Source organism: Cystobacter fuscus DSM 2262 (genome assembly GCF_000335475.2).
GTDB classification, from domain to species: domain Bacteria; phylum Myxococcota; class Myxococcia; order Myxococcales; family Myxococcaceae; genus Cystobacter; species Cystobacter fuscus.
On sequence record NZ_ANAH02000001.1, the window covers coordinates 535,702 to 559,105 of the forward strand.

Below are 23,404 nucleotides of genomic sequence, written 5' to 3' on the forward strand. Positions count from 1 at the left end.
AGAGGAAGTCGCAACCCCGTCCGGTATGGCTCCCATTCCCCCCGAGCCCTTCGTGTTGAAACCGGGCGATGTGCTCTCCTTGAGAATCATTTCGGTGACCCCGTTCGAGGTCGGGCGCATGAGTGTGGACGACCTGGGCGTCCTCTACGTGCCACTCGTGGGCGCTGTCCAGGTCGGCGGCATCAGTTTGGACGTGGCGGAAGCCAGGATACAGGAAGGTCTGCGGCGCTTCGACAAGTACGGCGTCGTGTCTCTCTCGCTCGTGGAGCCAGCGGGGCACCAGGCGAGTGTCCTGGGTGCGGTCGAGAAACCGGGCATCTACCCGTTGGGCGGTCCGACGCGGGTCTCCGAGCTGCTGGCGAAGGCGGGCGGCACCCGGGTGGGAGAGTTGGAGCGGTCGGCCGAGCTGATCGAATACGGCGACCTCGAGTCCACGCGGCTGATTCGGGCGGGCGTGGCCCTGCCCATCAGCGTCCCCGAGGCCGTGATGGGCAACCCCCGGCACGACGTCCAGGTCAAGAGCGGTGACGTGCTGTACGTCCCCGCGCTGAGAGGCGCCGCGATCGCCGTCTACGGCGACGTACGCGAGCCCCGCTCGGTTCCCTGGCGCAAGGGCCTGCGGCTGTCGGAAGCCCTGGCCGGGGCGGGCGGCCTGGTCCGCAACGCGGCGGACTACGCGGACGTGCGAGTCATCCGGGGACCGCTCTCCAAGCCGCGTGTCTACCGGGCGAGCGTGACGGATCTCATCGGAGGCAAGGGAACGGATGTAGAACTGGCGCGTGGAGACGTCGTCTTCGTCACGTCTCATTGGTATTACACCACCACCGATGTCATTCAGCGCCTGATTCCCCTCCTGTCGGTGGGTGCCGCCGCGGCGGTGAGCACCCAGCTCCAACGCTAGGAACCAACACAGCATGCACCCGTCACACATCTCCCAGCAGCCCTCCCCCACGGTCGCGAGAACGGGAGGCGGCGCCGAACAGCGCGTCCTGCTCGTCTTCGTCGATGCGCTCGGGCCGTCACAGCTCGAGTTCGCGGGCGGGCTGGGAGGGCTGCCCTACCGGGGCCACCTGCACGGTATCCTGGGCTTCTCCTGCGGCGCACTGCCCACGATCCTCACCGGAACCCCGCCCGAGCAGCACGGGCGCATGTGCCTCTTCTCCCAGGCGAATCAGGGCTCCGGCATCCTCTCGCCGCTCGTCCACCTGGGCCTCTTGCCGCGCCTCATCCACGAGCGGGGCCGGGTGCGGCGGCTGGCGGCCAAGGCACTCGCGCGCACCGCGGGGCTCACCGGCTACGTGGACCTCTACCGGGTTCCGCCCGAGCTCTTCGAGTGGCTGGACATGCCCGAGCGCGAGGATCTCTTCACCGCCGAGCGCATCGGCGGACAGGAGACGTTCCTGTCCCAGGCGCGCCAGGCGGGACTGAGTGTCTTCACCGCGCCCTGGCGCATGCCCGAGGCCGAGCGCTGGCAGCACACCGTGGAGATGCTGCGCACGAAGAAGCCCCAGCTCGCGTTCGCGTACGCGACCGAGATCGACGGCGCGCTCCACCGCACGGGCAACGGCAGCCAGGAGGCGGCGGCGGCCGCGCGCCGGGTGACGACCGGCATCGAGCGCGCGGTGGAGGCGATGCGCGCGGGCGGCGGCGAGGTGACCACCATCGTCGTGGGCGATCACGGCATGGCGGACATCCACCGCGTCATCGACCCGCGACCCCTCCTGCGGCACCTCTCGGGCACGCGCCTGTTCGTGGACAGCACGATGATGCGCTTCTGGGGCAGCGACCAGGAGCTGGACCGGGTGCGAGCCCTGGTGGAGGCCGAGGGGCTTCCGGGACGGTGGCTGGACACGCGTGAACTCCAGGCGCGCAAGGCGCCCGTGAAGGACGAACCGTACGGACGCGCGTTCCTGGTGCTCGACGAGGGCAACCTCTTCTCCCCGAGCTTCGTGGGAGGCGCGGTGCGCGGCATGCACGGCTACGACGTGGACTGTCACTCGGCCCGGGCGGCGATCGCCTCGGACCGGCCCATTCCCGCGGGTGTCGGGGCGCTCACGGACGTGGCGACCTGGATCCGCTCCCTGCTCGGCCTGGGCGGCTCGGGGGTGTCATGGGCGGCCTGACCGTCGCGTGGATCAACGAGAGCGCGCGGCCGGTGGGTGGTGCCGAGCGCTATATCCGGGAAACGGCGCGGGAGCTCGCCCAGCACGGCGTGCGCTCCTTCCTGTTCTACGACGTCGGGGCCTCGCCGGACCCCTCGCCCGTGATGCTGGAGCCCTTCGAGGGGGCCTTCCCCATCGTGGACCTGGCGCGGCAGTTGCGCGAGCTCGCGCCGGACGTGGTGTACGTGCACCAGCTGGGCGTGGAGGGCACCCGTGCCCTGCGCGACTCACCCGCGCCCGTGATGCGCTTCTTCCACGACCACCGGATGTTCTGCCTGCGCGAGCACAAGTACACCACGCTCACGAAGACGACCTGCACCCAGACGGTGGGCAGCGCGTGCATCACGTGCCTGGGCTTCATCGGGCGCACGGCCCAGTGGCCCGGCGTCAAGCTGGCCTCCCTGCGCGAGCTCCAGGCCGAGCAGGAGCTGGTGCGCCACGAGGAGATGGGGGTCGTCGGCTCCGAGTACATGGCGGGCCACATCGCCGCCCATGGGTTCGACCGCGCCCGCCTCCACGTCCTGCCGCTCTACGCCCGGCCTCCCGCCGACGCGCCCCAGCCCGTGCAGCGCGAGGAGGATCTGCTGCTGGCCGTGGGTCAGCTCAGCACCGGCAAGGGCATCGACGTGCTGCTGCACGCGCTCACGCGCACCTCACGGCCCGCCCGGCTTCGCCTGGTGGGACAGGGGCGGCAGCAGGAGGAGCTCAAGGCCCTGACCAAGGCCCTGCGGCTCCAGGACCGGGTCACCTTCGTGGGCCCCCTGTCCTCCAGCGAAGCCCTGTCGGCCGAGTACCGCCGCGCCACCTGTCTCGTCTTCCCCAGCCGCGCGCCGGAGACGTTGGGGCTCGTCGGACTCGAGGCCCTGGCGCACGGCACGCCCGTCATCGGCAGCCTCATCGGCGGCATCGGCGAGTGGCTCCTCCCCGAGCGCACCGGCCTGGGCGTGCCCTCCGGCGACCCCGCCGCGCTGGCGGCCGCGATCGACCGGATGCTCGGCGACAAGGCCCTGCGCGAGAAGATGGGCCAGGAGGGCTTGCGGCTGCATCGCGAGCGCTTCCTGCCCGAGCACCATGTCGCCGGCCTGCACCGCTTGCTGCAGCGCGTGGCCTCCGAGGGCAGGAGGCGGGCATGACCGGGGAGCGCTACACCCACCGGGGCTCCCCCGCCGTCGAGCGCACCATCTCGGACATCGTGACGCGCGCGGGCGCTCTCATCTCCCAGCGCTTCGCGCCCGGTGAGCTGCTCACGCTCGCCCTCATCGGTGGCTATGGCCGCGGCGAGGGCGGCGTGGACCGTGCCGGAGGCCAGGAGCGGCCCCACAACAACCTCGATCTCATGCTCGTGGTCCGCGACGCGCCGCCCGCGGGGCTCAAAGGCGAGCTCGACCGGGCCCTGGAGCCCCTGCGCACCGAGTACCAGGTCGGCATCGACATGGGGCTCGTCACGCTCTCCAGCCTGAACCGGGCTCCGTGCCGGGTCATGTGGTACGACGTGCGGCACGGCCACAAGACGATCCTGGGCGACGCGGCCCTGCTGCCCTCGCTCGAGCGCTTCCGCGTCGAGGCGATCCTCCCGGAGGACGTGAGGGATCTGCTCATCAACCGGGGCACGCTCCTGGTCATCAACGAGCTCTTGCTGGCCCGGGGCGAGCTGGACGCCGAGTCTCGCCGCGCCCTCATCCGGCACACCGTCAAGGCCATCATCGGCTACGGCGACGCGCTCTTGTTCTTCCGCGGGGCGTACCACTGGAGCTACGTGGAGAAGCGCCGCCGCATGGCCGGGCGCACCGATGTCCCGGAAGCCTTCCGGCGCCTGTACGAGGAGGCCAGCGCCTTCCGGTTCGAGCCGGACTACGCGGGCTTCGCCGAGCGGGACCTGCGCGCCTGGATGTCCGAGACGCGCACGCAGCTCGCCGCCGTGCACCTCGCCTGTGAGTCGGCCCGGCTGGGCGTGCCCCGACTCGATTGGAGCGACTACCCGCGGCGCGCCCTGCGGCACGCGCTCGTCGAGGGAGGACTCGACGCGCGGGCGTGGCTGCACAAGCTGCGCGCCGGCTTGAAGCCCCCTCCGGAGGTGCCCGTGAAGCTGGGCAAGCGCGCCCGGCTCGGGCTGCGGCTCGGAGGCGCCCGGGGCCTCATGGCCGCGGTGTTCCCCTACGTCACCTACGGCGCGCCCGGCGCCGGCCGGGAGTTCGCGAGGCAGGCGCTCGGCGCGGCCAGCACCTCGGACATCGCGCTGCAACGCGCCTACCTGCGCTTCTGGGGTTCCGCGGGGGACCCGAACTTCATCCACACCGCCCGCAAGCTCGGTCTCACCCTGGAGGACACTCCCTCATGAATCACACGACGACGGACGGGAAGATCACCATCATCATGCGCACGAAGAACGCCGCCTGGGTCGTCGGGCAGGCGCTCAGCGCCCTGTTCTCCCAGAAGCGCCGGGACTTCGAGCTGCTCGTGGTGGACTCCGGCTCCACCGACGCCACGCTCGACATCGTGAGCCGCTACCCCTGCCGGCTCGTGAAGATCGAGGCCAAGGAGTACTTCCCCGGCCTGGTGCTCAACATGGCCATCCGCGAGGCCAAGGGCAGCCTCATCGTCTTCCAGAACTCGGACACGGTGCCGCTCGTCACCGACGCGCTGGAGCGGCTGGTGGCGCCCATCGAGAACGGAAGCGCCGACGCGACGTTCGCGCGCCAGCTCCCCCGGCCCGAGGCCCATACCTGGGTGCGCCGGGACTACGCCGCGGCGTTCCCCGAGACGGGCGACGCGCCGCCCTGGATGGCCTACTCGCTGCCCTTCGCGGCGATGACGCGCGCGGCCTGGGAGAAGCACCCCTTCTACGAGGATGCGTGGGGCTCGGAGGACACCGAGTGGGGCTACTGGGCGCGCAACAACGGCCTGCGCGTGCGCTACGTGCCCGAGGCGCTCGTGATGCACTCGCACAACTACACGCTCCGGCAGCTCTACGGGCGGCGCTTCATCGAGGGCGAGGCGGACGCGTTCATCCTGCGTGAGCATGCGTCCCTGGCCCGGTTCGCCGTACGCACGGGCATCTCCTGTGCCCGCGATGCGCTGGCCCACGTCGCGGCGAGGGATCTGCCGGGGCTCGCGCTCACCTTCCCCCGGCGGCTCGTCTACCACTGGGCCCACCTGCAGGGGCATCGGCTGGGAGAGCAGCGGCGGCGCAGCGGCAACCGCGACGCCAGCGTGGGACAGAAGGTCGTGCTCGAGCGGCAGTGAGCGGCGAAAGCCCGCCGGCACTCACTCGACGGCGGGCAGTTCCGCGGTAACGGGGGTCGGCGGAGCGGAGGCGCTGGCGGTGTCGCGGCGCCACCAGAGGAACAGGGACGTCCCGGTGCCCAGAATGGTGACCACGCCGCACACGGCCGCGCTCGCCAGGGGATGGACGGTGGAGAGCGGAGCCAGCCCCCAGCCCGCGGCCCCGGCGACGAGCACCGCGCCCAGGATGGGGGCGATCGTCTGGAGCACCTGCGACAGGCGCCACTGCATCAACGCGCGGGAGCGGCCCCAGATGAGCACCGCCATGAGCAGGTTGCCACAGGCCGTGCCGCCCGCGACGGCCCAGGCGCCGTAGTACCGCACGCCGATGAGCGAGACGGTCACGTTGAACATGTGGCCGATGAGGATGGGGTGGGCCGCCCGCCAGGCGCTGTCGTTGCTCAGCGTCAGGGTGGCGGCCGAGGCCTCCTGGGACGCCTGGATGACCGCCGCGAGGCCCAGGATGGCGAGCGTCACGGAGGTGAGCCGCTCGGCGGCGACGGGGCCCGCCCAGGCCACGAGCAGGGGCGTCCCATCCAGCCAGAGCGCCAGCAGCCCGCTGGCGACCAGTCCGCCCATGGCCGCGGTGCCGAGCCGCACCGCCGAGGAGCGCTCCTCCGCGGTGCCGAGCCGGTGCAACAGCCACGCGCACACCTGCTTGGCGAAGACGGCGACCTGGTCCACGGCCCGCGCGGCGACCTGGTAGGCGCCCACCGCGGCCAGGGGCAGGTACGAGGTGAGGATGAGGACGTCCGCGCGCACGGCCGCCGCGACGCCGAAGTTGATGGCCAGCGCCGCGGAGCCCTGGCGGAACGCGTCGCGCACCTCGGCGGGGTCCTTCGGCCACGCGGGGCGCAGCGACAGCTCCGGGTCATGCCGGAGGGCGGCCCGAACGAGGAAGAAGGACTCGAGGAACGAGCTGGCGAGCACGCCCAGGGTGGGCGCCAGGAGCGTGGGGGAGATCGACAGTCCCAGGGCCGTCAGGGCCACCTGGATCGCCGAGGCATACGCGCGCGCCCGGGCCAGCACGGGGAAGTCGTTCCTCATGATGAGGAAGCCCCGGATGGGGTTGACGAGCGAGCCCACCAGGCCCGCGAACAGCATCGGCAGGGCGGCACGGGCCACGTCGGCCTGCAGCACCACGTTGTTCTGGTCGGACGGCAGCCAGACCATCAGGGCGTAGGCGCCCAGGCTCAGGATCGGGCAGACGACGCTCACCACGAGGAGCGCCAGGCTGATCATCCGGCGCGTGGCGGCGTGGTCCGGGCGGGCGGCCGTGCGCTGCACGGCGACGCTCAAGCCGAGATCCGACAGCGCCATCAGGTACCCGGTGGTGCTGAGCACCGCCCAGGCACCCAGCCCGTCCGCGCCCATCGAGCGCGCCACCAGGGGAATCGTGAAGAGACCCGCCACGACCCCCGCGAGGTGCCGCGCGCAAGCCGCGATGAGATTGAAGATGGTTCCCCGGGTCGAAGGCTTCTGGCTCATGGTGCGCCCCCGTGCATACCACGCCTCGCGCCGGAACCCCGTCCCCCGTGCCATGCTCGGCCGAGTGCTCCCCTCGCGGAGGGCCGCCACCCCTCCCCCCTCCCCATTCCCGTTTGAGACGCCCCCCGGCCCCCGTATGCTCCCGGGAATGGCCCGTGAATTCGTGGGAGGAACATGGCTGGCGAGACCCGGGTGATGCGGCGCGTGGCGCACGTCATTCGCAAATACAACCCCGCGGAGTGGGGAGGCATGGAGACCCATGTGGAGCAGGTGGCACGCCACCTCGCGCTCCTGGGCTGGGGGGCGGAGATCCACGCGCCCCACATGACCTCGGGCTCCAGTGGCTCCGGCCATGCCCTGGACCCCTCGGTCCCCGTCAAGCGCTACCACGTCCTGTCTCCGTACCTCGGCTCCGCGAGCAAGCGGCGGGCGCTCAAGGAGACCGGCAGCGTGCTCACGGTGGATGAGCCCCTGCGGCTGTTGTTGGACCGTCAGCTCCCGCTCGTCCATCTGCACACGGCCGGCCGGATTGGCGGGGCCGTGCGCGGCGTCCTGCGGCTCACGAAGCGTCCCTATGTCATCTCCATCCATGGGCCGCTGCTCACCGTCCAGGACTGGCAGCAGAAGGCGATGGCGGAGCGCTTCTCGGGAGCGGTGGACCTGGGCCGCCCGTTCGGGATGCTCGTGGGCGCGCGTCGCGTGCTCGACGATGCCGCGCGCATCATCGTCTTCAACGAGGAGGAGCGGCGGGCCATGACCGAGAAGTACGGCCCGCGCGTCATCCTCATGGAGCAGGGGGTGGATCCGCGGCGGATGGAGTCGGGCGACGCGGAGCGGGCACGCCGCCGCTGGCCGCATCTCGCCAAGGGTCCGGTGATCACCGTCCTCGCCCGTCTGACGCGGGCGAAGAACCAGCTCCTGGCCATCCAGGCCTTCGCCCGGGGAGCCCCACCGGACAGTCACCTCGTGCTGGCGGGCGCGACGGTGGAGGCCGACTACCGCGCCAGCCTCGAGCGGGAGATCCAGGCGTCCGGCCTGGGCGCGCGCGTGCACATCATGGGCAATCTGGATGCCAACCAGGAGGTGCCCGATCTGCTCGCCCTGTCCAGGCTGATGATGATGACCTCCCACGTCGAGCCGTTCGGCCTGGTGGTCCTGGAGGCCTGGGCGGCCGGTTGCCCGGTGCTCATGGGGACCCGCTTCGGCCTGGCCATCCTCGCGGACGCCATCGGGAAGCAAGGCCTGTTCGTGCAGACGCAGGAGCCGGAGGACTGGGCCTCGGCCCTGCGCTCGTGCTTCGCGTCTCCCGAGCGACTCGACGCCGCGGCGCGGGCGGGCAAGGAAGTCGTCCGCCAGCGCTTCAGCTGGACCGCCTTCGCCCAGCGGACGCAGGACATCTACCTGGAAGTCCTCGAGGAGAACCGTCGCCGTGCAAGGTAGCGCCCTGATTCGAGACCTGTCCCGGCAGGCCTTCCGCTCGGCCCTGGCGCGCTCGGCGCGGCGCCTCGACGAGGCGGAGCTGCGGCGTCCGGCCATGGTCTTCGCGCCGCACCCCGACGACGAGACGCTCGGCTGTGGCGGAACCATCCTCTTGAAGCGGCGCCTGGACGTGCCGGTGCGGATCGTCTTCGTGACGGATGGCTCCGGCTCGCATCCGGAGCTGCTCCCGCCCGAGGAGTTGAGCAAGCTGCGGGCACGCGAGGCCCTGGAGGCCTCGAAGCTCCTGGGAGTCGACACCTCGCGCGTGCACCTGCTGGGCTTTCCCGACCGCTACCTCCTGGAGCATCGGGAGGAGGCGATCTCCCGGGTCGTCGCCCTGCTCGAGGCTCATCGGCCCGAGCAGCTCTTCGTTCCCTACGCGGCCGGGGAGAACCCGGACCATGGCTCCACCTGCCTCATCGTGCACGAGGCCCTGCGGCGCGTGAACCGGCCCGTCACGGTCCTCGAGTACGCCGTCTGGTCCTGGCGCTACTGGCCGAACGTGCGCCGGGATGGCGCCTTGTGGGATCCGCGGACGTGGGTGCGCAATACGGCCTCGACGGTGAGGGGACTGGTGCGCTCCTCGGCGTTCCGCACGTGCGTGAACGTCCACGAGGTGCTCGCTGGCAAGCGGGCGGCCCTCGCCCGGCATACCTCCCAGTTGGAACGCCGCCACGGAGACCCGCGTTGGGTTACCCTCCGGGACGTCGACGGAGGGGAGTTCCTCGAATGCTTCTTCGACGGCTTCGAGTTCTATCGTCGCATCGACTTCAACCCACGACCCATCTCATGAACCAAGACCAGGACACCCCAGCAGAGCGCGCCAAGGTGCGCGTCCTGTTCGTCGCGTGGTTCCTCCGCCCGGATCGCAAGTGGCTGGGCGAGTTCCTGCCCCCCGAGCGCTTCGAGTGCTCCTACGTGGGCCTGGAGGAACGCGTCGACTCGACCCAGAAGCGCACGCCCGGCAAGAAGTGGCTGCAGCTCGTCCAGCTCGCCCTGAAGGCCCGGTTGCACCTGGCGCGCCATCCGCAGGACGTGATCGTCACGGCCTTCCCGCAGGGAGGCTTCACGCAGGGGCTCGTGAACCTGCTGACCTTCGAGCGCACCCCGCATATCGTCTGGTACTTCAACTGCGGCCACGAGTACCACGGGGCGCGCAAGTGGCTGTCGCGCATCGCCTACCGGTACGTGGACCGGTTCATCGTCTACACGAAGCAAGAGCGCACCGCGTACGCGCGCACCTTCGCCGTGCCGGAGTCCCGCTTCCACTTCACGTACCTGACCGGGGTGCCGCTCGAGGCCGAGAAGTTCCGCGGGGCGCGCGAGCGCTTCGGGCTGGCGCCGCGCTACATCGCCGCGCTCGGCTCGTCGGGCCGGGACTACGCCACCCTCTTCAAGGCGGTGGAGGGCCTGCCCATCCAACTGGTGGTCGTGGCGCATCCGCATGGCCTGCCGGGCGGACCGGTCCCGGCCAACGTCAAGGTCATCACCAGCATCCCCCAGCAGGACTACCTGAGCATCATCGCGGAGGCGGAGCTCGTCGCCATTCCCGTCAACAACCAGGAGACGGCCAGCGGGCAGATGACGCTCATCCAGGCCATGTCGCTGGGCGTGCCGGTGGTGGCCACCCGGTGCATCGGCACCGAGGACTACATCCGCCACGGGGAGAACGGCTGGTTCGTGCCCATGGGGGACGTGGAGGAGTGGCGGCGCACGCTGCGCTCGGTGCTCGAGGACTCCGAGGCGCTTGGTCGCACGGCCGACCACGCGCTGCGCTTCGCCCAGGAGCGCTTCACCGACCGGGCGGGAGCCCAGGTGCTGATCGATCTGGCCGAGGAGCTGTGTCCGGCGGCCCCACGAGAGGCGCTGGCTTGAGCGAGCGGTCCTGATGGAAATCAAGTCGATCCTCTTCCTGCTGGTCTCGGCCGTGGTGCTCTACGTGGGGTGCGGCTGGGTGGGGCGCGCGTCCTGGCGCAAGGACGTCTGCGTCTTCCTCCTGGTGCTGGGCACCGTCCACTCCGGCCTCATCGACATCAACCTGATGAGCCGGGAGTGGTACCGCGGCACCACGCGAGGCCTCGAGTGGTCCTGGCTCGACTACCTGTGGATCTTCGTCCTCGTCGACGAGCTGAAGCGCAGAAGGCCCGGCACGGCCATGCCCGTGTGCCTGTCCGCCATGGTGCTGTTCGTCGGCTACAACGCGCTGCGCGTGATGACGTCGGACCCGTGGATCTTCGGCGTGTTCGAGCTGTCGAAGATGATCCGCGCCACCCTGCTCTTCCTCGCGGTGGCCCTCTACGTGAAGGAGGAGCGCCACCTGCGCATCATCGTCGCGGCCCTGGCGCTGTCGACCTCGTACGAATTCCTCGCGACCGTGTACTCGCGGGTCATCCTGGGCCATGCCCGGGCGGACGGGACGCTCAACCACCCGAACAGCCTGGCCATGTACAACCTGATGACGGCGCCGATGCTGTTCGCCGTCTACCTCTCCGACGCGCCGCGCAAGCTGCGGCGCCTGTGCGGCGTGGGCGCGCTGCTCGGCACCCTGTCGGTGGTGATGACCATTTCCCGGGCGGGCTTCATCGGCATCCTGCTGCTGCTCTTCGGCGTCGGCCTCACCTGCGGCTTCTGGAAGAACCCGATCCGCGTGGCGGTGAGCGCCGTGCTCCTCGCCGTGGTGGGCACGGGGCTGTACCTCAAGCTCGGAGACGCCTTCAACTCACGCTTCGAGACGTCACTGGCCGCGGAGTACGGGGACAAGCCCACCGAGGGCCGCATCGTCTACCTCAACCTGGCCGACCTGATCGTCAGCGAGCGGCCCTGGGGCTGCGGGCTGAACAACTGGTCCTGGTGCGTCACCAACCGCTACGGGCCGATGCTGGGGATGCGCTACCTGGCTTACGAGAGCACCGACGAGCGCCCCCGCGCCGGGCCCATCCCCGCCGGCTCCAACGTGGAGGCGCCCCAGGCGGCTCCGGCGCACAGCCTGTACGCCATCACCCTCGGTGAGAGCGGGTGGCTGGGGGTCATCCTCCTGGGCGTGCTCTGGTGGCGCTGGCTGAAGCTGGGAGCGAGCTTCCTGCGCGCGCGCTCCAAGTCGTTCCGCTCCCGCTTCGGCACCGGCGTCTTCTTCTCCCTGCTCGGCGTGGTGTTGCAGAGCCTCGTCGAGTGGGAGATCCGCCAGACGCCCCTGCTCTTCCTGCTGCACATCCTGCTGGGCGCCGTCGCCAGCCTGTATCCGGCACGGCCCTCGCGGTGGGTGGCGGCCCGGAGGCGCGAGCGTGCCCGCGCCCGCCGCCGCCTGGAGCTGAGCGCTCCCGTGACGAACCCGCCCTCCGGCGTCAACGCCTGAAAACGAGGCGTACCCCGCGAGGCCCGGAGCCCTGGGCCTCGCGGCCAGGAGTCGTGATGCCGACCCTTCACCACGGGGCGCTTGCCGAGCCCCCGGCGCGATGGTTACGACGCCCCCCTGCGGCGCATCACCCAGACAAAGGAAGGCGAGGCATGAAGCGGATTCTCCTGGCGGTGGTCACCCTCACGTACGCGCTCGGGTTCTCCACGGGCTGCGCGAAGGGCAAGAAGTTCAACGTGGGGCGCACGGCGGCCTCCCTCCTCATCTCGGATCAGCAGGAGAACCAGCTCGGCCTCCAGGTGAAGCAGGAGCTGGAGACGAAGGAGAAGATCAAGTACCTGGAGGACCCCACCGTCGTGGAGTACGTGCGCAACCTCTCCACGCGCATCCTCCAGCAGGCCAACAAGGATCGCCCGGGGGTGAAGTGGAAGATCAACGTCATCGATGATCCGAAGACGGTGAACGCCTTCGCCACGCCGGGCGGCTACCTCTACGTGTACACGGGCCTGCTGCTCGCGGCCGAGAACGAGGCCGAGGTGGCCGGCGTCATGGGCCACGAGGCCGGGCACGTGGTGGGCCGGCACTCCGCCCAGGCCATGCTGCTGCAGTACGGCGAGCAGGCCGTCATCGAGGCGGCGCTCGGCAAGAACGCCGGGACGGTGTCGAAGATCGCCGCGGGCCTGGCCGGTAATGGCGCGGCCCTGGCCTTCAGCCGCGGCAACGAGACGGAAGCGGACGAGCTGGGCGCCAGGTACATCTCCGCGGTGAACTACGATCCGCACGGCCTGGCCACCTTCTTCCAGAAGCTCGCGGCCCAGGAGGGCAAGACGCCCGCGGTGCTCAAGTGGCTGAGCACGCACCCGGCGAGCGCCGACCGCGTCACGCACATCAACAAGTACATCCAGCAGAACCGGCTGACGGGCGCGGAGCTGGGCGGCAACCAGCTCGCCGCCATCAAGCAGCGCCTGCGCAAGTAGGCGCCCGCGCTACGGCAGGGGCGTGCGCTCGGGCTCTCCCGCGGGGGGAGCCTCGGGCGTCTCCTCCCGCAGCTCGGCGGGGGGCTCGATGTCGGTGGGAGCGCGCTCGGCCATGCGCCGGCGCCACCGCCAGAAGCCGAGCCGCTCGCGCCCCGAGCCTCCCGCCTCCGCCTCGCCCTTGAGGTGGGGGGTCTCGATGGGCGGGGGCCGTCCTTGCGCGCGCGCCGCCTCGGCCTCGGCCTGCTCGAGGATGGCGTTCACCTCGCCGCCGAGGATGAAGATGAGGCCGGTGAGGTAGAGCCACAGCAGGAGCACGATGACGCCACCGATGGAGCCATAGGTGACGTTGTAGCGGCCGAAGTGCTCGACGTACTGGGTGAAGCCCCAGGTGGTGAGCAGCCACAGCACGCTGGCGACCAGCGCGCCGGGGGACAGGAAGCTGTAGCGGTGGCGCACCGCGGGCAGGCGCCAGTAGCACAGGGCGAGCGCCAGCATGACGAGCGCGGTGACGGAGGGCCAGCGCAGCCAGGACCACACGGCGTGGTAGGCGTTGAGCACGTGCAGGTGCTGGGCGATCCACTCCCCCAACCGCCCGCCCAGCAGGAACAGGGTGACGGTCACGGGGATGAGCAGCGAGCCCCCCACGGTCATGAGCAGCGCGAGCCCCTGGGTGTGCCACAGGGGCCGGTACTCGGGCACGTCATAGGCGAGGTTGAGCGCCCGGCGGAACGCGTCCACGCCGCGCGAGGCGGACCAGAGCGACAGCGCCAGGCCGAAGGTGACCAGGCGCGGCTGGGTGTCCTGGGCGATGGCGCGCAGGTGCGCCTGCACCAGGCCCAGGGCATCCGCCGGCATGAGCGGACCGAGCCGCTCCACCATGGACACCACCACGCCCCGCTCCACCGGCAGGTGGGCCGCGAGCGTCACGACGAAGAAGAGGAAGGGAAAGAGCGCGAAGAGGAAATAGAAGGCGAGCTGCGCCGCGCACTCGGTGACCGCGTCCTCCTCGATCTCCACCCAGAGGCGCCGGAAGAACTCGCGCCATGTGAGGCTCCTCGGCTTACGCAGTCGCATTCCTTCCCGGCCCGGGTCCTGGGTTGAGCGGGCAAGCTAGCCACGAGAAGGGCTCGAGCACCAGTGCCCGGCCCATGCCACGCGGCCTGGAGGCCTGCTACCCTTCGCCCCCATCATGCCCATGCTCCCGCTCGTCCTCCTGCTGACACTCACCGCTGGCGATGACCGGTCCATCCCCCCGGGATGCCGTGAGGACCATGGGACGTGCCGCGAGGACTGCACCATCGACTACGGCGGCAGCACGACGAAATACCAGCAGCTCAACCAGTGCGTCGCCCGGTGCACCCGGGAGCGGGACGCGTGCACCACCCGCTTCTATACGCTCCGGGACACGGCGGGAGACCTGCCCGCCTCCCCCACCGGCCCGGCTCCGGCTTCGGAGCGGTTCGAGGAGCCCTCGAAGCCCACGTCCCTCCAGGACACGGAGCGCCGGGGCGTCTACCGGGCCAACGAGGCCGCGCCTCCCGCCGAGCCCTCCGCGGAGTCCGCTCCGGAGGAAATGCCCGCCGCCCCTCCACCCCCCGCGCCGGCCGAGCCCGAGGTGGAGTCCAAGGTGGAACTCGAGGAGAAGCCCCTCCCCGCGCCGAAGCCGCCCGCCGAGGTGAAGAAGAGCCCGCCCCCCCGGGGAAAGCGGGAGGAGATCCGCATCTTCGGAGATTCCGACGACACGGCGGCGGAGGCATCCAAGGAGGACGCCGCGCCCCCCGCGAAGTCCAAGCCCGGCAAGCCCGCGGCGACCCCGAAGAAGGACGCCTCGAAGCGGTCGTCCGGCGACGATTGGTGGAAGGATTAGGCGCGCTGGACGGCCGGGCGCCCGGGCACCGTGGGGGCGCGCTGGGTCAACCGCACGCCAACGAGCACCAGGGCGCCGCCGAGGATCAGCTCCCCATGCAGGGACTCGCCGAGCAGGAGCCACGCGGCGAGCGCCGTCATCACCGGCTGGAGGTTGGAGAAGATGGCCGCGTGTGAGGCGGGCACCTTGGTCAGGGCGTAGTACCAGATGAGGTAGGCCACCACGGACGTGAGGACGGCCAGATAGGCGATGCTGCCCAGGGCGGAGGGGCTCGCGGAGAAGGTGCGCGAGGGCTCGAGGACGAAGGGGGCCACGGGCAGCAGGAGCAGGGCGGCGGCCACCATGCTCCACGCGGTGGAGCGCACCGAGCCATGGGCGGAGGCGAAGGGCTTGCCCTCGGTGGTGTAGGCGATCCACGCGATCACCGCGCCGAGGATGAGCAGATCCCCCAGCAGCGAGCCGCGCGCCGAGGCCAGCCCCCGCCCGAGCAACAGCACCACCACGCCAGTGAAGGCCGTGAGGATGCCGAGCACCGCGCGCGACGAGGCCCGCTCCTGCCCGCGCACGAGCCCCAGCAGGTACACGCCCAGCGGCGTCAGCGCGTAGAGCAGCGCCGCGTGGGCCGCGGTGGAGCGGGACAGCCCGTGGAAGAACAACACCTGGTTGAGCGGGCCCGCGAGCAGGCCGAGCATGAACACGCGGCGCCACTCGGAGCGCGGCGGCAGCTTGGGTCCGGGCGTGAAGGCGAGCAGCAGGCAGAAGAGGGTGGCGCTGAGCAGGAAGCGCCACATCACCACCGTGAGCGGGGGCAGTTCCTCCATGGCGCGCTTGCCGGCCAGATACGTCCCCGCGTTGATGACGACTTGCAGGAACAGCGCCGCGTAGACCCCGCTGAGCGGCTCGCGCCGAGCGGAAAGGAGATCGGTGGTGGAGGACTGCACGCGGCGACACGTAGCAGATAAACCCTCGCGATTCACTGCGCGGACGGCCATTCCCCCCTCGCGTGGAATGTCACCAGGACAAGTGTCAGGGATGGAGGTGCAGCAGGGCCCACGCGGCGGCGTGGCGCACCACCTCGCTGGGATCCTCGCGCAGCCGCTCGAGCAGGGGCCGGGCCTCCAGACGTTTCGCGGCCCCGAGTGCGTACACGGCGTTGCGGCGCAGGCCGTCGTACTTGGCCCGGGCGAGCGCGGTGCCGGGGATGAGCTGGCTGTACTGCTCGGGGGTGAGCGCCGCGAGTTCCATCACCCCCAGCTCGGCCACCGCCCGGGGAGCGAAGCGCTCGTTGGGCGTGACAACGGGCCGGCGGTTGAGGGGGCAGACGTCCTGGCAGATGTCGCAACCGAAGATGAGGTTGTCCATCTCCACCCGGAAGGACTCGGGCACCTCGCCGTGGCGGTTCTCGATGGTCTGGAAGGAGAGACAGGCCCGCGCGTCCACCCGCCCCTGGCCGAGCAGCGCCCCGGTGGGGCACGACATGATGCACAGGTGGCAACTGCCACAACGATCCACGGTGGGCCCGTCGGCGTACGTGTCCACCTCGGCGTCGAGGATGAGCACGGCCAGCACCACCCACGAGCCCAGGGGCTCGGTGATGAAGCAGCCATTCTTGCCCACGTAGCCCAGCCCGGCGCGGGCGGCCCACACCTTCTCCATCATCGGGCCCGAGTCCACGCCGCCGTAGTCGCGCACCTCGGGGTATGCCTCCTTGAGCCGGCGGCGGAAGGACTTCAGGCTGTCGCGCAGGGTGGAGTGGTAGTCCCGGCCCCGCGCGTAGCGGGCGATGGGCGAGTCCTCCGTCCGGGGCTCCTCCCGGTAGTAGTTGGTCGCGAAGGCGATCACCGTGCGCGCGCCGGGCAGCAGCAGCGAGACGTCGAGCCGCTCGGCCGTCCGCTCGCCCAGCCAGTCCATGTCGGCGTCGCAGCCAGCCGCCAACCACTCCAGGAAGAAGTCACCCGGGATGGGCTCGGCGCGCGCGAAGCCCACGAGATCGAAGCCCGCCTGGGTGGAGAGCTGGCGGAGATGTTTGGTGGACAGCGGGGGCACGGCTTCTACATAACCCAACCGCCGCGCCCCTTCCGAGATGACCCACGGGACTAGGTCGTGGGCTTCTCCGGAATCCACTTCACGTCCTCGACACCCGCCCGGCGGTTGGCCACCCGCGCCATGACGAAGAGCAGGTCCGAGAGCCGGTTGAGGAAGGACAGCACGTCATCGGACGCCTCGCCCTCGCTCAGGGCGGTGAGCACGCGACGCTCGGCCCGCCGGCACACCGTGCGCGCCAGATGCAGCGCGGCGGACGCCTGGACGCCCGCGGGCAGGATGAAGTGCGTCATGGGGGACAGCTCGCCCTCGAAGGTGTCGATCGCCCGCTCCATGTCCGTGACCCACTCGCTCTTGAGCGGGGGAATGAAGCCGGAGGCCTTGGTGCCGGGAGGCGTGGCCAGCACCGCGCCCACGGTGAAGAGCTGCTCCTGCAGGCGCTGGAGCAGGGCATCCAGGTCGCTCGGCATGGACAGGGAGCGCGCCAGCCCCAGCGCGGCGTTCAGCTCGTCCACCTCACCGTAGGCGTCCACGCGGACGCTGTCCTTGCGGACCCGTCCTCCACCGAACAGGCCCGTCTCTCCCTTGTCTCCAGTCTTCGTATAGATCTTCAATGGTGTGTTCCCTTGCGTTGGACAATCGGCACCGCACCTGGCGGAAATTCGCGCCCGGGGGGTCCGTGGGCTAGGAGAAGTCCATGACACCCTACCTCGCCCTGCTCGAGCACGTCCTGCATCACGGCACGAAGAAGAGCGACCGCACCGGCACCGGCACGCTGAGTGTCTTCGGCCATCAGATGCGCTTCGATCTCACGCGGGGCTTCCCCCTGGTGACGACGAAGAAGCTCCACCTCAAGTCCATCATCCACGAGCTGTTGTGGATGCTCGCGGGCGGCACGAACGTGCACGCGCTCCAGGCGCACGGTGTCACCATCTGGGACGAGTGGGCCGACGCCGAGGGCAACCTCGGCCCCATCTACGGCCACCAGTGGCGCTCCTGGTCCACGCCCGAGGGGGGCGCCATCGATCAGATGACCCAGCTCGTCGAGGGGCTGAAGAAGAACCCCGACTCGCGGCGCCACCTGGTGAGCGCGTGGAACGTGGCGGACCTGGGCGCCATGAAGCTGCCGCCCTGTCACATCCTGTTCCAGTTCTACGTGGCCAACGGGCGGCTGTCCTGCCAGCTCTACCAGCGCAGCGCGGACATCTTCCTGGGCTTGCCCTTCAACATCGCCTCCTACGCCCTGCTGACGATGATGGTGGCGCAGGTGACGGGGCTCGAGGCCCATGAGTTCATCCACACCTCGGGCGACGCGCACCTGTACCTCAACCACGTGGAGCAGGCGCGCGAGCAGCTGAAGCGCGAGCCCCGGCCCCTGCCCCGGATGACGCTCAACCCGGCCGTCCGCTCGCTCTTCGACTTCAAGTACGAGGACTTCACACTCAGTGGGTACGAGCCCCACCCCGCCATCAAGGCCCCGGTGGCCGTATGACGCTGTCGGCCATCGTGGCGATGGCATCCAACCGCTGCATCGGCCGGGACAACACCCTGCCCTGGCGCCTGCCGGCGGACCTCCAACGATTCAAGCGGCTCACCCTGGGACACACGCTCCTCATGGGCCGCAAGACGTACGAGTCCATCGGTCGGCCGCTGCCCGGCAGGACGATGCTCGTGGTGACGCGCCAACAGGGTTGGGCCCCCGAGGGCATCGAGGTGGCGCACTCGCTGGAGGAGGCCCTCGCGCGGGCACGCGGCGACGAGGTCTTCCTCGCGGGAGGCGCCCAGCTCTACGAGCAGGCGATGGACCGGGTGCGTCGGCTGTACCTCACACGCATCGACCGCGAGTACGAGGGCGACACCTTCTTCCCCGAGGTGGATCTGTCCACCTGGCGCCTCACCGCCGAGGAGTTCCATCCGGCCACCGACACCACGCCGCCCTTCGCCTTCCTCACTTACGAGCGGTGATCACCACTGGTTTTGATTCTGCCTCGCAACATTGAGAATATGTGGGCGGACTGGTAGAGGGTGGAGCGTGAAGCGCACCGGTCTACTGCTCCTGTCCCTGCTGCTCACGGCGCCGGTGGCCACCGCCGCCGAGAGCGAGTCCGAAGCGCGCACCTGGCACCGCCTGGTGGGCATTCTGCAGTACCTGCAGGCGGACTATCCGGCGGCGGTGGAATCCAAGTCGGACTTCGAGCTGGCCGAGCAGCGCAGCTTCATCGCCGAGGCCACCGAAGCGGCGCGCGAGCTGGGACGCCCCGGGGAGACGTTCGTCGCGCGGCTGGAGGAGATCAAGGCCCGGGTGGACAAGGCCGCGGATCCCGAGGGCGTCAGCCAGGACTGCGGCGCGCTGGTGGAGGATCTGGTGCTCGCGGGGGGACTGGCCCGCAGCCCGCGGATGGCGCCGGACCTGAAGGTGGGCGAGCGTGTCTACCAGGAGAGCTGCGCGGCCTGTCACGGCGCGGACGGACGCGCGCAGGTGCCCATCGCCCAGACGATGGAGCCGCGTCCCACCAACTTCCATGACGCGGAGATCATGGGCGGGCTCACGCCCTACAAGGCCTTCAACACGGTGGGCTTCGGCGTGCCCGGCACCGCCATGCCGGGCTATCCCACCCTGACCGAGGAGGAGCGTTGGGGCCTGGCCTTCTTTCTCTTCACGCTCCGCCAGCCCCCGTGTGACGCCGTGCCGCCCCGCGTGTCGCTGGAGAAGCTCGCCAACGCCACGGACAACGAGCTCGTCCAGGCCTATGGGCAGGAGCACCTCGCGTGCCTGCGCCGGAAGATGCCGGACGTGGACGCGGAACGCGGCCTGCTGGTGACGCGCGAGTACGTGGAACAGGCGCTCAAGCTGGGCGCCTCCGGGGACATGCTGGGCGCGCGCAACGCGCTGCTGGACGCCTACCTCAAGGGGCTGGAGCCGGTGGAGGTGACGCTCCGGGCGCGCAACCCCGACCTGGTGCTCAAGCTGGAGAAGGCCTTCCTGGACACGCGCGTGGCCGCCGAGCGCAAGAGCCCGCACCTCCAGGACGAGGGCCGCGTCCTGCTGTCGCTGCTGGATGAGGCGCGCCGGGACAGTGGCGACACGATGAGCTTCCTGTCGGTCATCTGGATCACCCTGCTCATCCTGCTGCGCGAGGGCTTCGAGGCGACCATCATCATCGCCGCGCTGCTGGCGATGCTGCGCAAGATGCAGGCGCCCGAGTACGCGCGCGTGGTGCACCTGGGCTGGGTGTCCGCGCTGGTGGTGGGGGCGCTCGCCTTCATCTTCGGCCGGCACCTGATGAACGGGGCCAACCGCGAGATGCTCGAGGGCATCGCCGGGCTCGTGGCGGTGGCGATGCTGCTGTACGCGGCGCTGTGGCTCAACGCGCGCGCCAACATGAGCAAGTTCATGGGCGAGCTGCGCGAGAAGATGAAGGGGGCGCTGGGCCGCGGCAGCATGATGGGCCTGTTCGCCATCGCCTTCACCTCGGCGCTGCGCGAGAGCGTGGAGACGGCCATCTTCCTGCAGGGGCTCGCGCTCGACTCGGCGTCGGGCGTGGCCTGGGGGTGCGCCGCGGGCGCCGTGGCGCTCACCGTGCTCGTCCTCTTCGTCAACCGCGTGGGCTACAAGCTGCCCATGAAGACGCTCTTCAAGGCGTCCACCGTGCTGCTGGTGGTCACCGCCATCATCCTCCTGGGCAAGGCGATCCGTGCCCTCCAGGAGGTCGCCCTGGTGCCCATCCACCCCATCCGCTTCGTCACCATCGACCTGCTCGGCATCTACCCCGACGCCATGTCCCTCATCCCCCAGGCGGTGCTCACCGCCATTCCGCTCGCCCTGCTCCTCATCAAGCGGCGCGGCGGCGGAACGGCGAGCCTGGCGGACACCTCGTCCCAGGCCGAGGCTCAGGCCGGGAAGTAGCGGCCGGACTCCTCGCGCACCCTTCCCTCCTCCCGCAGCTTCAGCAACACCGCCAGGGCGCTGCGCTCCGCGATGGGCAGCAGGAACGCGGGCGTCTCCGTGTAGGCGCGCTCCACCACCTGCGCCAGCGTGACCCCCTCCTCGGGCACCGCCGCCACGATGCGGGCCTCGCGCGCCGCCCGGTGGTCCAGGTACTCCTGGAGCTTGCCCGGCCCATCCGGAATCGCCATGCCGTGCGCCGGGTGCAGCGTCGTCACCGGCCAGTCCCGCAGCCGCGCGAGCTGCCGCAGGTACTCGCCCATGTCCCCCTCGGGCGGATCGATGACGATGGAGCCCACGCCCGCCACCATGTCACCCACCACCGCCGCGCGCGTGCGCTCGTCCACCAGGCACAGGTGGCCCCGCGCGTGTCCCGGCGTGTGCAACACCCGCCAGCGCTGGGGCGGACTGCCCGCCAGCTCCAGCACCTCCCCGTCCTCCAGGAGCCGCTCCGTCGGCACGGGCACCCGATCCGCCGTGCGCGCATGGCACCACAGGGGCGCGTTCAGCCGCGCCGTCACCGCGCCCACGCCCCCGATGTGGTCTCCATGGTGGTGGGTGAGCACCACCGCCTTCACCCGGGCCCCTTCCGCCACCAGCCCCTCCACCATCTCCAGCAACCCCTCCAGCTCTTCCTCGTCCCCCGCCCCGGGGTCCACGAGCAGCAGCTCCCCATTGCCCAGCACGTACACGTTGGTGTGCGTGGCCGGAGGCAGGGTCGCCGTGCGCACGGGGAACACCCGCACGCCCTGGTGGTACTCGATGCGCCGCGCGATGAAGTCCGGAGCGAGCGGCGGCGAGGCCAGCTCCGCCAGCGCCGCCTCGCGCGAGCCGAAGCGCGCCATCACCCGCAGCACGTGCACCGCGGGCGGGTGCAGGAGCGCCGTGCCCACCTCCCAGCGAGAGAGCGCCTCGGCCGGCGTCACCCACGCCGCCTCCGACAGTTCCCCGGCCCACCACTCCGCCCGCATCCCCTCGTCCACCTCCACCAGATAGAAGAAGGTGTCGAAGCGCACGGGCGCGAACTCCGGCGTCACCCACCGCCCCGCCGCCGGGAAGTCCTCGGCCCGCAGCACGAGCCCGTGCCGCTCGAGCAACTCCCCCCACGGCGACTCACCCGCCAGGAGCGCCCGGCGCAGCGCCGTCACCGCCTCGGGGGAGAGGCGCTCGGCGCCCTCGGCCACCAGCACCCCGGTCTCCTCCAGCAGCTCGCGCGCCGCGGCCGCCCGCAACGCCGCCTCCTGCCCCGAGGCCCCCCGCACCGGCACCGCCGCGTCCGCCTTGTCCACCTTCCCGCCGGGAAAGGCATAGAAGCCGCCCGCGAAGGCGAGCGCCTTCTCGCGCTTCACCCAGAACAGCTCCACCCCCGTGGGCGTGCGGCGGTAGGGCACCACCACCGACGCGAGCCGGGGCACCGCGACGGGGGGAGGCGGAGGCGCTCCGGCGATTGTCTCACTCATTCCCGCACCACCTGTCCAAGCAGACGCGCCATCATGTTGCGCGCGTCCTCGATTTGATCCGGCCGCACGTACACCCGGGACAGCCGCACCGCGCCCTTGTAGCGCTGATAGAGCGGCGTGTAGCGCGCCACCTCCGTGAGCCGGCCGGTGGACACGTCGATGATGAACAGGCTCGGCCCCGAGCCCTCCGAGAAGTACTTGGAGAGCACGCCCCGGGACTCCACCGTGAAGTGCTCGAAGCCGCCCGTCACCAGCGCGCTGCGCAGCACCTCCAGGTCATAACCCACGTCGCGCTCGGTGAACTGCGCGAGCAGCTTGAAGCCCTGGCGCGACGCGATGCGCTGGGCCCAGCGGTTCTTCGAGCGGCGCAGCGTGTACCAGAGCGCCACGTCGTCACAGTAGAGGAAGCCCTCGGGGTCGGCGGGGATCTCGAACTCGCCGGGCGCCTCCTCGTAGTAGCGCCGCAGCATGTGATCGAAGTTCACCGAGGTGTGGTGGTAGTACACCGACAGGAACATGTGGTGGCGGCTGAGCAGGAAGTCCTCGAAGGCGAACGCCGCCGCCCGGCTCAACGCCAGATAGGCGCGCCCGTCCTTGATGGCCGGGTTCAGGTTGGACACCAGCCAGTCCATGTCGTACCGGCCATAGTTCACGCCCGTGTAGAACGAGTCGCGCAGCAGGTAGTCCATGCGGTCCGCGTCCAGCTCCCCGGACACGATGGCGCGCAACAGCGGCGTCCAGTCCACCCCCTCGTGGGAGAAGCCGGGATCCCTCGGGAGCTTCGCCCCGGTAATGAGCCCCACCGCCGCCTCGGGGGTGATGCCCAGGGGCGCGTAGCTCTCCTGGATGAGGGGCGTGAGTGAACTGTCCAACAGAAGCTTGGCGGTGAAATCTTCGTGCGTGGCCTGCTCGCCCTCCGCCACGGAGTCCAACCAGGCCGGGAGCCGCAGCAGCGCACGCCGGGGGGCGATGCTCTCGGAGGCATGGGACAGGGGCATGTGCCCCAGGTCATGACACAGCACGGCGAGCCGGACGGCGGCGTTGAAGCGCTCGCGCACCGGCGTGGGCAGACCCGAGCGGGCGGTGACGGCGAGGAAGACCCGGGAGGCCACGTGCATGGCGCCGAGCGAATGCGCATGCCGGGTATGGGTGCCCCCCGGGAATGCCAGGTCGCCGAAGCCCAGTTGGCGCACGTGGCGAAGCCGTTGGTAGAACCGGCTGTCAATGACGGCCTTCTCCTCGCCACTCACATCGATGGTGCCGTGGATGGGGTCACGAATCCGCATGGTTCTCCTCATACTTCCAGACACTGCTCAGCGGCCAGCCAATCGGGCCCGCTGTGAACTGT

General features: G+C 70.5%; 21 protein-coding genes. 14 read left to right on the forward strand and 7 right to left on the reverse strand.

Features of this window, described 5'->3' with window-relative positions; translation table 11 throughout:
• The first annotated feature begins 25 nt into the window (after positions 1-25).
• Genes D187_RS02030 through D187_RS02050 form a run of 5 tightly spaced genes read left to right on the forward strand, consistent with a single transcriptional unit; the run spans position 26 to position 5,405 of the window.
• Positions 26-901 (forward strand): SLBB domain-containing protein, encoded by an 876-nt coding sequence (locus D187_RS02030; protein WP_043427778.1) that lies wholly within the window; start codon positions 26-28, stop codon positions 899-901.
• Between the two features lie 13 nt (positions 902-914).
• Positions 915-2,123: an alkaline phosphatase family protein gene (locus D187_RS02035; RefSeq protein WP_002623188.1), complete on the forward strand. Its 1,209-nt coding sequence runs from the start codon at positions 915-917 to the stop codon at positions 2,121-2,123.
• Positions 2,111-3,295: a glycosyltransferase family 4 protein gene (locus tag D187_RS02040; RefSeq protein WP_002623187.1), complete on the forward strand. Its 1,185-nt coding sequence runs from the start codon at positions 2,111-2,113 to the stop codon at positions 3,293-3,295. Before D187_RS02035 ends, D187_RS02040 begins: the two co-directional genes overlap by 13 nt.
• Positions 3,292-4,500 (forward strand): hypothetical protein, encoded by a 1,209-nt coding sequence (locus D187_RS49300; protein WP_002623186.1) that lies wholly within the window; start codon positions 3,292-3,294, stop codon positions 4,498-4,500. Before D187_RS02040 ends, D187_RS49300 begins: the two co-directional genes overlap by 4 nt.
• Positions 4,497-5,405, forward strand: coding sequence for a glycosyltransferase family 2 protein (locus D187_RS02050; protein WP_002623185.1), 909 nt, complete (start codon positions 4,497-4,499; stop codon positions 5,403-5,405). Before D187_RS49300 ends, D187_RS02050 begins: the two co-directional genes overlap by 4 nt.
• 21 nt (positions 5,406-5,426) lie before the next feature.
• Here the strand turns inward: D187_RS02050 and D187_RS02055 are convergent, their stop codons facing one another.
• Entirely contained in the window at positions 5,427-6,932 is a 1,506-nt protein-coding gene (locus D187_RS02055; RefSeq protein ID WP_043427779.1) for an MATE family efflux transporter, read from the reverse strand.
• 174 nt (positions 6,933-7,106) lie between these two features.
• On the opposite strand from D187_RS02055, the gene D187_RS02060 reads away from it, so the two are divergent.
• From D187_RS02060 to D187_RS02080, 5 genes are all read left to right on the forward strand, one after another.
• Positions 7,107-8,372 (forward strand): glycosyltransferase family 4 protein, encoded by a 1,266-nt coding sequence (locus tag D187_RS02060; RefSeq protein ID WP_081713519.1) that lies wholly within the window; start codon positions 7,107-7,109, stop codon positions 8,370-8,372.
• A complete protein-coding gene (locus tag D187_RS02065) occupies positions 8,362-9,204 on the forward strand; it encodes a PIG-L deacetylase family protein (RefSeq protein WP_002623181.1) in 843 nt (280 codons plus the stop codon). Before D187_RS02060 ends, D187_RS02065 begins: the two co-directional genes overlap by 11 nt.
• Positions 9,201-10,286, forward strand: a complete 1,086-nt coding sequence (locus tag D187_RS02070; RefSeq protein ID WP_043427782.1) for a glycosyltransferase family 4 protein — start codon at positions 9,201-9,203, stop codon at positions 10,284-10,286. The genes D187_RS02065 and D187_RS02070 overlap by 4 nt, the downstream gene beginning before the upstream one ends.
• A gap of 13 nt (positions 10,287-10,299) precedes the next feature.
• Entirely contained in the window at positions 10,300-11,763 is a 1,464-nt protein-coding gene (locus tag D187_RS02075; protein ID WP_002623179.1) for an O-antigen ligase family protein, read from the forward strand.
• A 152-nt stretch (positions 11,764-11,915) separates the two neighbouring features.
• A complete protein-coding gene (locus D187_RS02080) occupies positions 11,916-12,740 on the forward strand; it encodes a M48 family metallopeptidase (RefSeq protein WP_002623178.1) in 825 nt (274 codons plus the stop codon).
• 9 nt (positions 12,741-12,749) lie between these two features.
• On the opposite strand, the gene D187_RS02085 is transcribed toward D187_RS02080, so the two are convergent.
• Positions 12,750-13,814, reverse strand: coding sequence for a YihY/virulence factor BrkB family protein (locus D187_RS02085; protein ID WP_020917729.1), 1,065 nt, complete (start codon positions 13,812-13,814; stop codon positions 12,750-12,752).
• A gap of 115 nt (positions 13,815-13,929) precedes the next feature.
• On the opposite strand from D187_RS02085, the gene D187_RS02090 reads away from it, so the two are divergent.
• Positions 13,930-14,607, forward strand: coding sequence for a hypothetical protein (locus tag D187_RS02090; protein WP_002623176.1), 678 nt, complete (start codon positions 13,930-13,932; stop codon positions 14,605-14,607).
• Here D187_RS02090 and D187_RS02095 read toward each other — a convergent pair.
• The 3 genes from D187_RS02095 to D187_RS02105 all read right to left on the reverse strand — a co-directional run bounded on the left by D187_RS02095 (position 14,604) and on the right by D187_RS02105 (position 17,264).
• Positions 14,604-15,548, reverse strand: a complete 945-nt coding sequence (locus D187_RS02095) for a DMT family transporter (protein ID WP_002623175.1) — start codon at positions 15,546-15,548, stop codon at positions 14,604-14,606. The two genes, D187_RS02090 and D187_RS02095, sit on opposite strands and share 4 nt — an antisense overlap.
• Positions 15,549-15,633: 85 nt before the next feature.
• The gene (queG, locus tag D187_RS02100) at positions 15,634-16,671 is read right to left on the reverse strand and encodes a tRNA epoxyqueuosine(34) reductase QueG (RefSeq protein ID WP_002623174.1); all 1,038 of its coding nucleotides are present in this window, start codon (positions 16,669-16,671) and stop codon (positions 15,634-15,636) included.
• A gap of 32 nt (positions 16,672-16,703) precedes the next feature.
• On the reverse strand, positions 16,704-17,264 hold the full coding sequence (locus tag D187_RS02105; protein ID WP_002623173.1) for a cob(I)yrinic acid a,c-diamide adenosyltransferase: 561 nt from the start codon (positions 17,262-17,264) through the stop codon (positions 16,704-16,706).
• Positions 17,265-17,347: 83 nt separating this feature from the next.
• Here D187_RS02105 and D187_RS02110 point away from each other — a divergent pair, with 83 nt between their 5' ends.
• The 3 genes from D187_RS02110 (at position 17,348) to D187_RS02120 (ending at position 20,557) form a co-directional block, all read left to right on the forward strand.
• Positions 17,348-18,142 carry a thymidylate synthase gene (locus D187_RS02110; protein ID WP_002623172.1) on the forward strand — a complete coding sequence of 265 codons (795 nt, stop codon included), beginning with the start codon at positions 17,348-17,350 and terminating at the stop codon, positions 18,140-18,142.
• Positions 18,139-18,615: a dihydrofolate reductase gene (locus tag D187_RS02115; protein ID WP_002623171.1), complete on the forward strand. Its 477-nt coding sequence runs from the start codon at positions 18,139-18,141 to the stop codon at positions 18,613-18,615. Before D187_RS02110 ends, D187_RS02115 begins: the two co-directional genes overlap by 4 nt.
• A 67-nt stretch (positions 18,616-18,682) precedes the next feature.
• Positions 18,683-20,557, forward strand: coding sequence for an FTR1 family protein (locus D187_RS02120; RefSeq protein ID WP_002623170.1), 1,875 nt, complete (start codon positions 18,683-18,685; stop codon positions 20,555-20,557).
• Here D187_RS02120 and D187_RS02125 read toward each other — a convergent pair.
• Both D187_RS02125 and D187_RS02130 read right to left on the reverse strand, forming a co-directional pair.
• Positions 20,542-22,056 (reverse strand): MBL fold metallo-hydrolase, encoded by a 1,515-nt coding sequence (locus D187_RS02125; RefSeq protein WP_002623169.1) that lies wholly within the window; start codon positions 22,054-22,056, stop codon positions 20,542-20,544. The two genes, D187_RS02120 and D187_RS02125, sit on opposite strands and share 16 nt — an antisense overlap.
• Positions 22,053-23,342: an HD domain-containing protein gene (locus tag D187_RS02130; protein WP_002623168.1), complete on the reverse strand. Its 1,290-nt coding sequence runs from the start codon at positions 23,340-23,342 to the stop codon at positions 22,053-22,055. Before D187_RS02130 ends, D187_RS02125 begins: the two co-directional genes overlap by 4 nt.
• Positions 23,343-23,404: the final 62 nt, after the last annotated feature.

Bases quoted from the DNA above. Each gene is read 5' to 3' on its own strand.
- D187_RS02030 (WP_043427778.1), top strand. From the start codon at position 26: ATGGCTCCCATTCCCCCCGAGCCCTTCGTGTTGAAACCGGGCGATGTG.
- D187_RS02035 (WP_002623188.1), top strand. From the start codon at position 915: ATGCACCCGTCACACATCTCCCAGCAGCCCTCCCCCACGGTCGCGAGA.
- D187_RS02040 (WP_002623187.1), top strand. From the start codon at position 2,111: ATGGGCGGCCTGACCGTCGCGTGGATCAACGAGAGCGCGCGGCCGGTG.
- D187_RS49300 (WP_002623186.1), top strand. From the start codon at position 3,292: ATGACCGGGGAGCGCTACACCCACCGGGGCTCCCCCGCCGTCGAGCGC.
- D187_RS02050 (WP_002623185.1), top strand. From the start codon at position 4,497: ATGAATCACACGACGACGGACGGGAAGATCACCATCATCATGCGCACG.
- D187_RS02055 (WP_043427779.1), bottom strand. From the start codon at position 6,932: ATGAGCCAGAAGCCTTCGACCCGGGGAACCATCTTCAATCTCATCGCG.
- D187_RS02060 (WP_081713519.1), top strand. From the start codon at position 7,107: ATGGCTGGCGAGACCCGGGTGATGCGGCGCGTGGCGCACGTCATTCGC.
- D187_RS02070 (WP_043427782.1), top strand. From the start codon at position 9,201: ATGAACCAAGACCAGGACACCCCAGCAGAGCGCGCCAAGGTGCGCGTC.
- D187_RS02075 (WP_002623179.1), top strand. From the start codon at position 10,300: ATGGAAATCAAGTCGATCCTCTTCCTGCTGGTCTCGGCCGTGGTGCTC.
- D187_RS02080 (WP_002623178.1), top strand. From the start codon at position 11,916: ATGAAGCGGATTCTCCTGGCGGTGGTCACCCTCACGTACGCGCTCGGG.
- D187_RS02085 (WP_020917729.1), bottom strand. From the start codon at position 13,814: ATGCGACTGCGTAAGCCGAGGAGCCTCACATGGCGCGAGTTCTTCCGG.
- D187_RS02090 (WP_002623176.1), top strand. From the start codon at position 13,930: ATGCCCATGCTCCCGCTCGTCCTCCTGCTGACACTCACCGCTGGCGAT.
- D187_RS02110 (WP_002623172.1), top strand. From the start codon at position 17,348: ATGACACCCTACCTCGCCCTGCTCGAGCACGTCCTGCATCACGGCACG.
- D187_RS02115 (WP_002623171.1), top strand. From the start codon at position 18,139: ATGACGCTGTCGGCCATCGTGGCGATGGCATCCAACCGCTGCATCGGC.
- D187_RS02125 (WP_002623169.1), bottom strand. From the start codon at position 22,056: ATGAGTGAGACAATCGCCGGAGCGCCTCCGCCTCCCCCCGTCGCGGTG.
- D187_RS02130 (WP_002623168.1), bottom strand. From the start codon at position 23,342: ATGCGGATTCGTGACCCCATCCACGGCACCATCGATGTGAGTGGCGAG.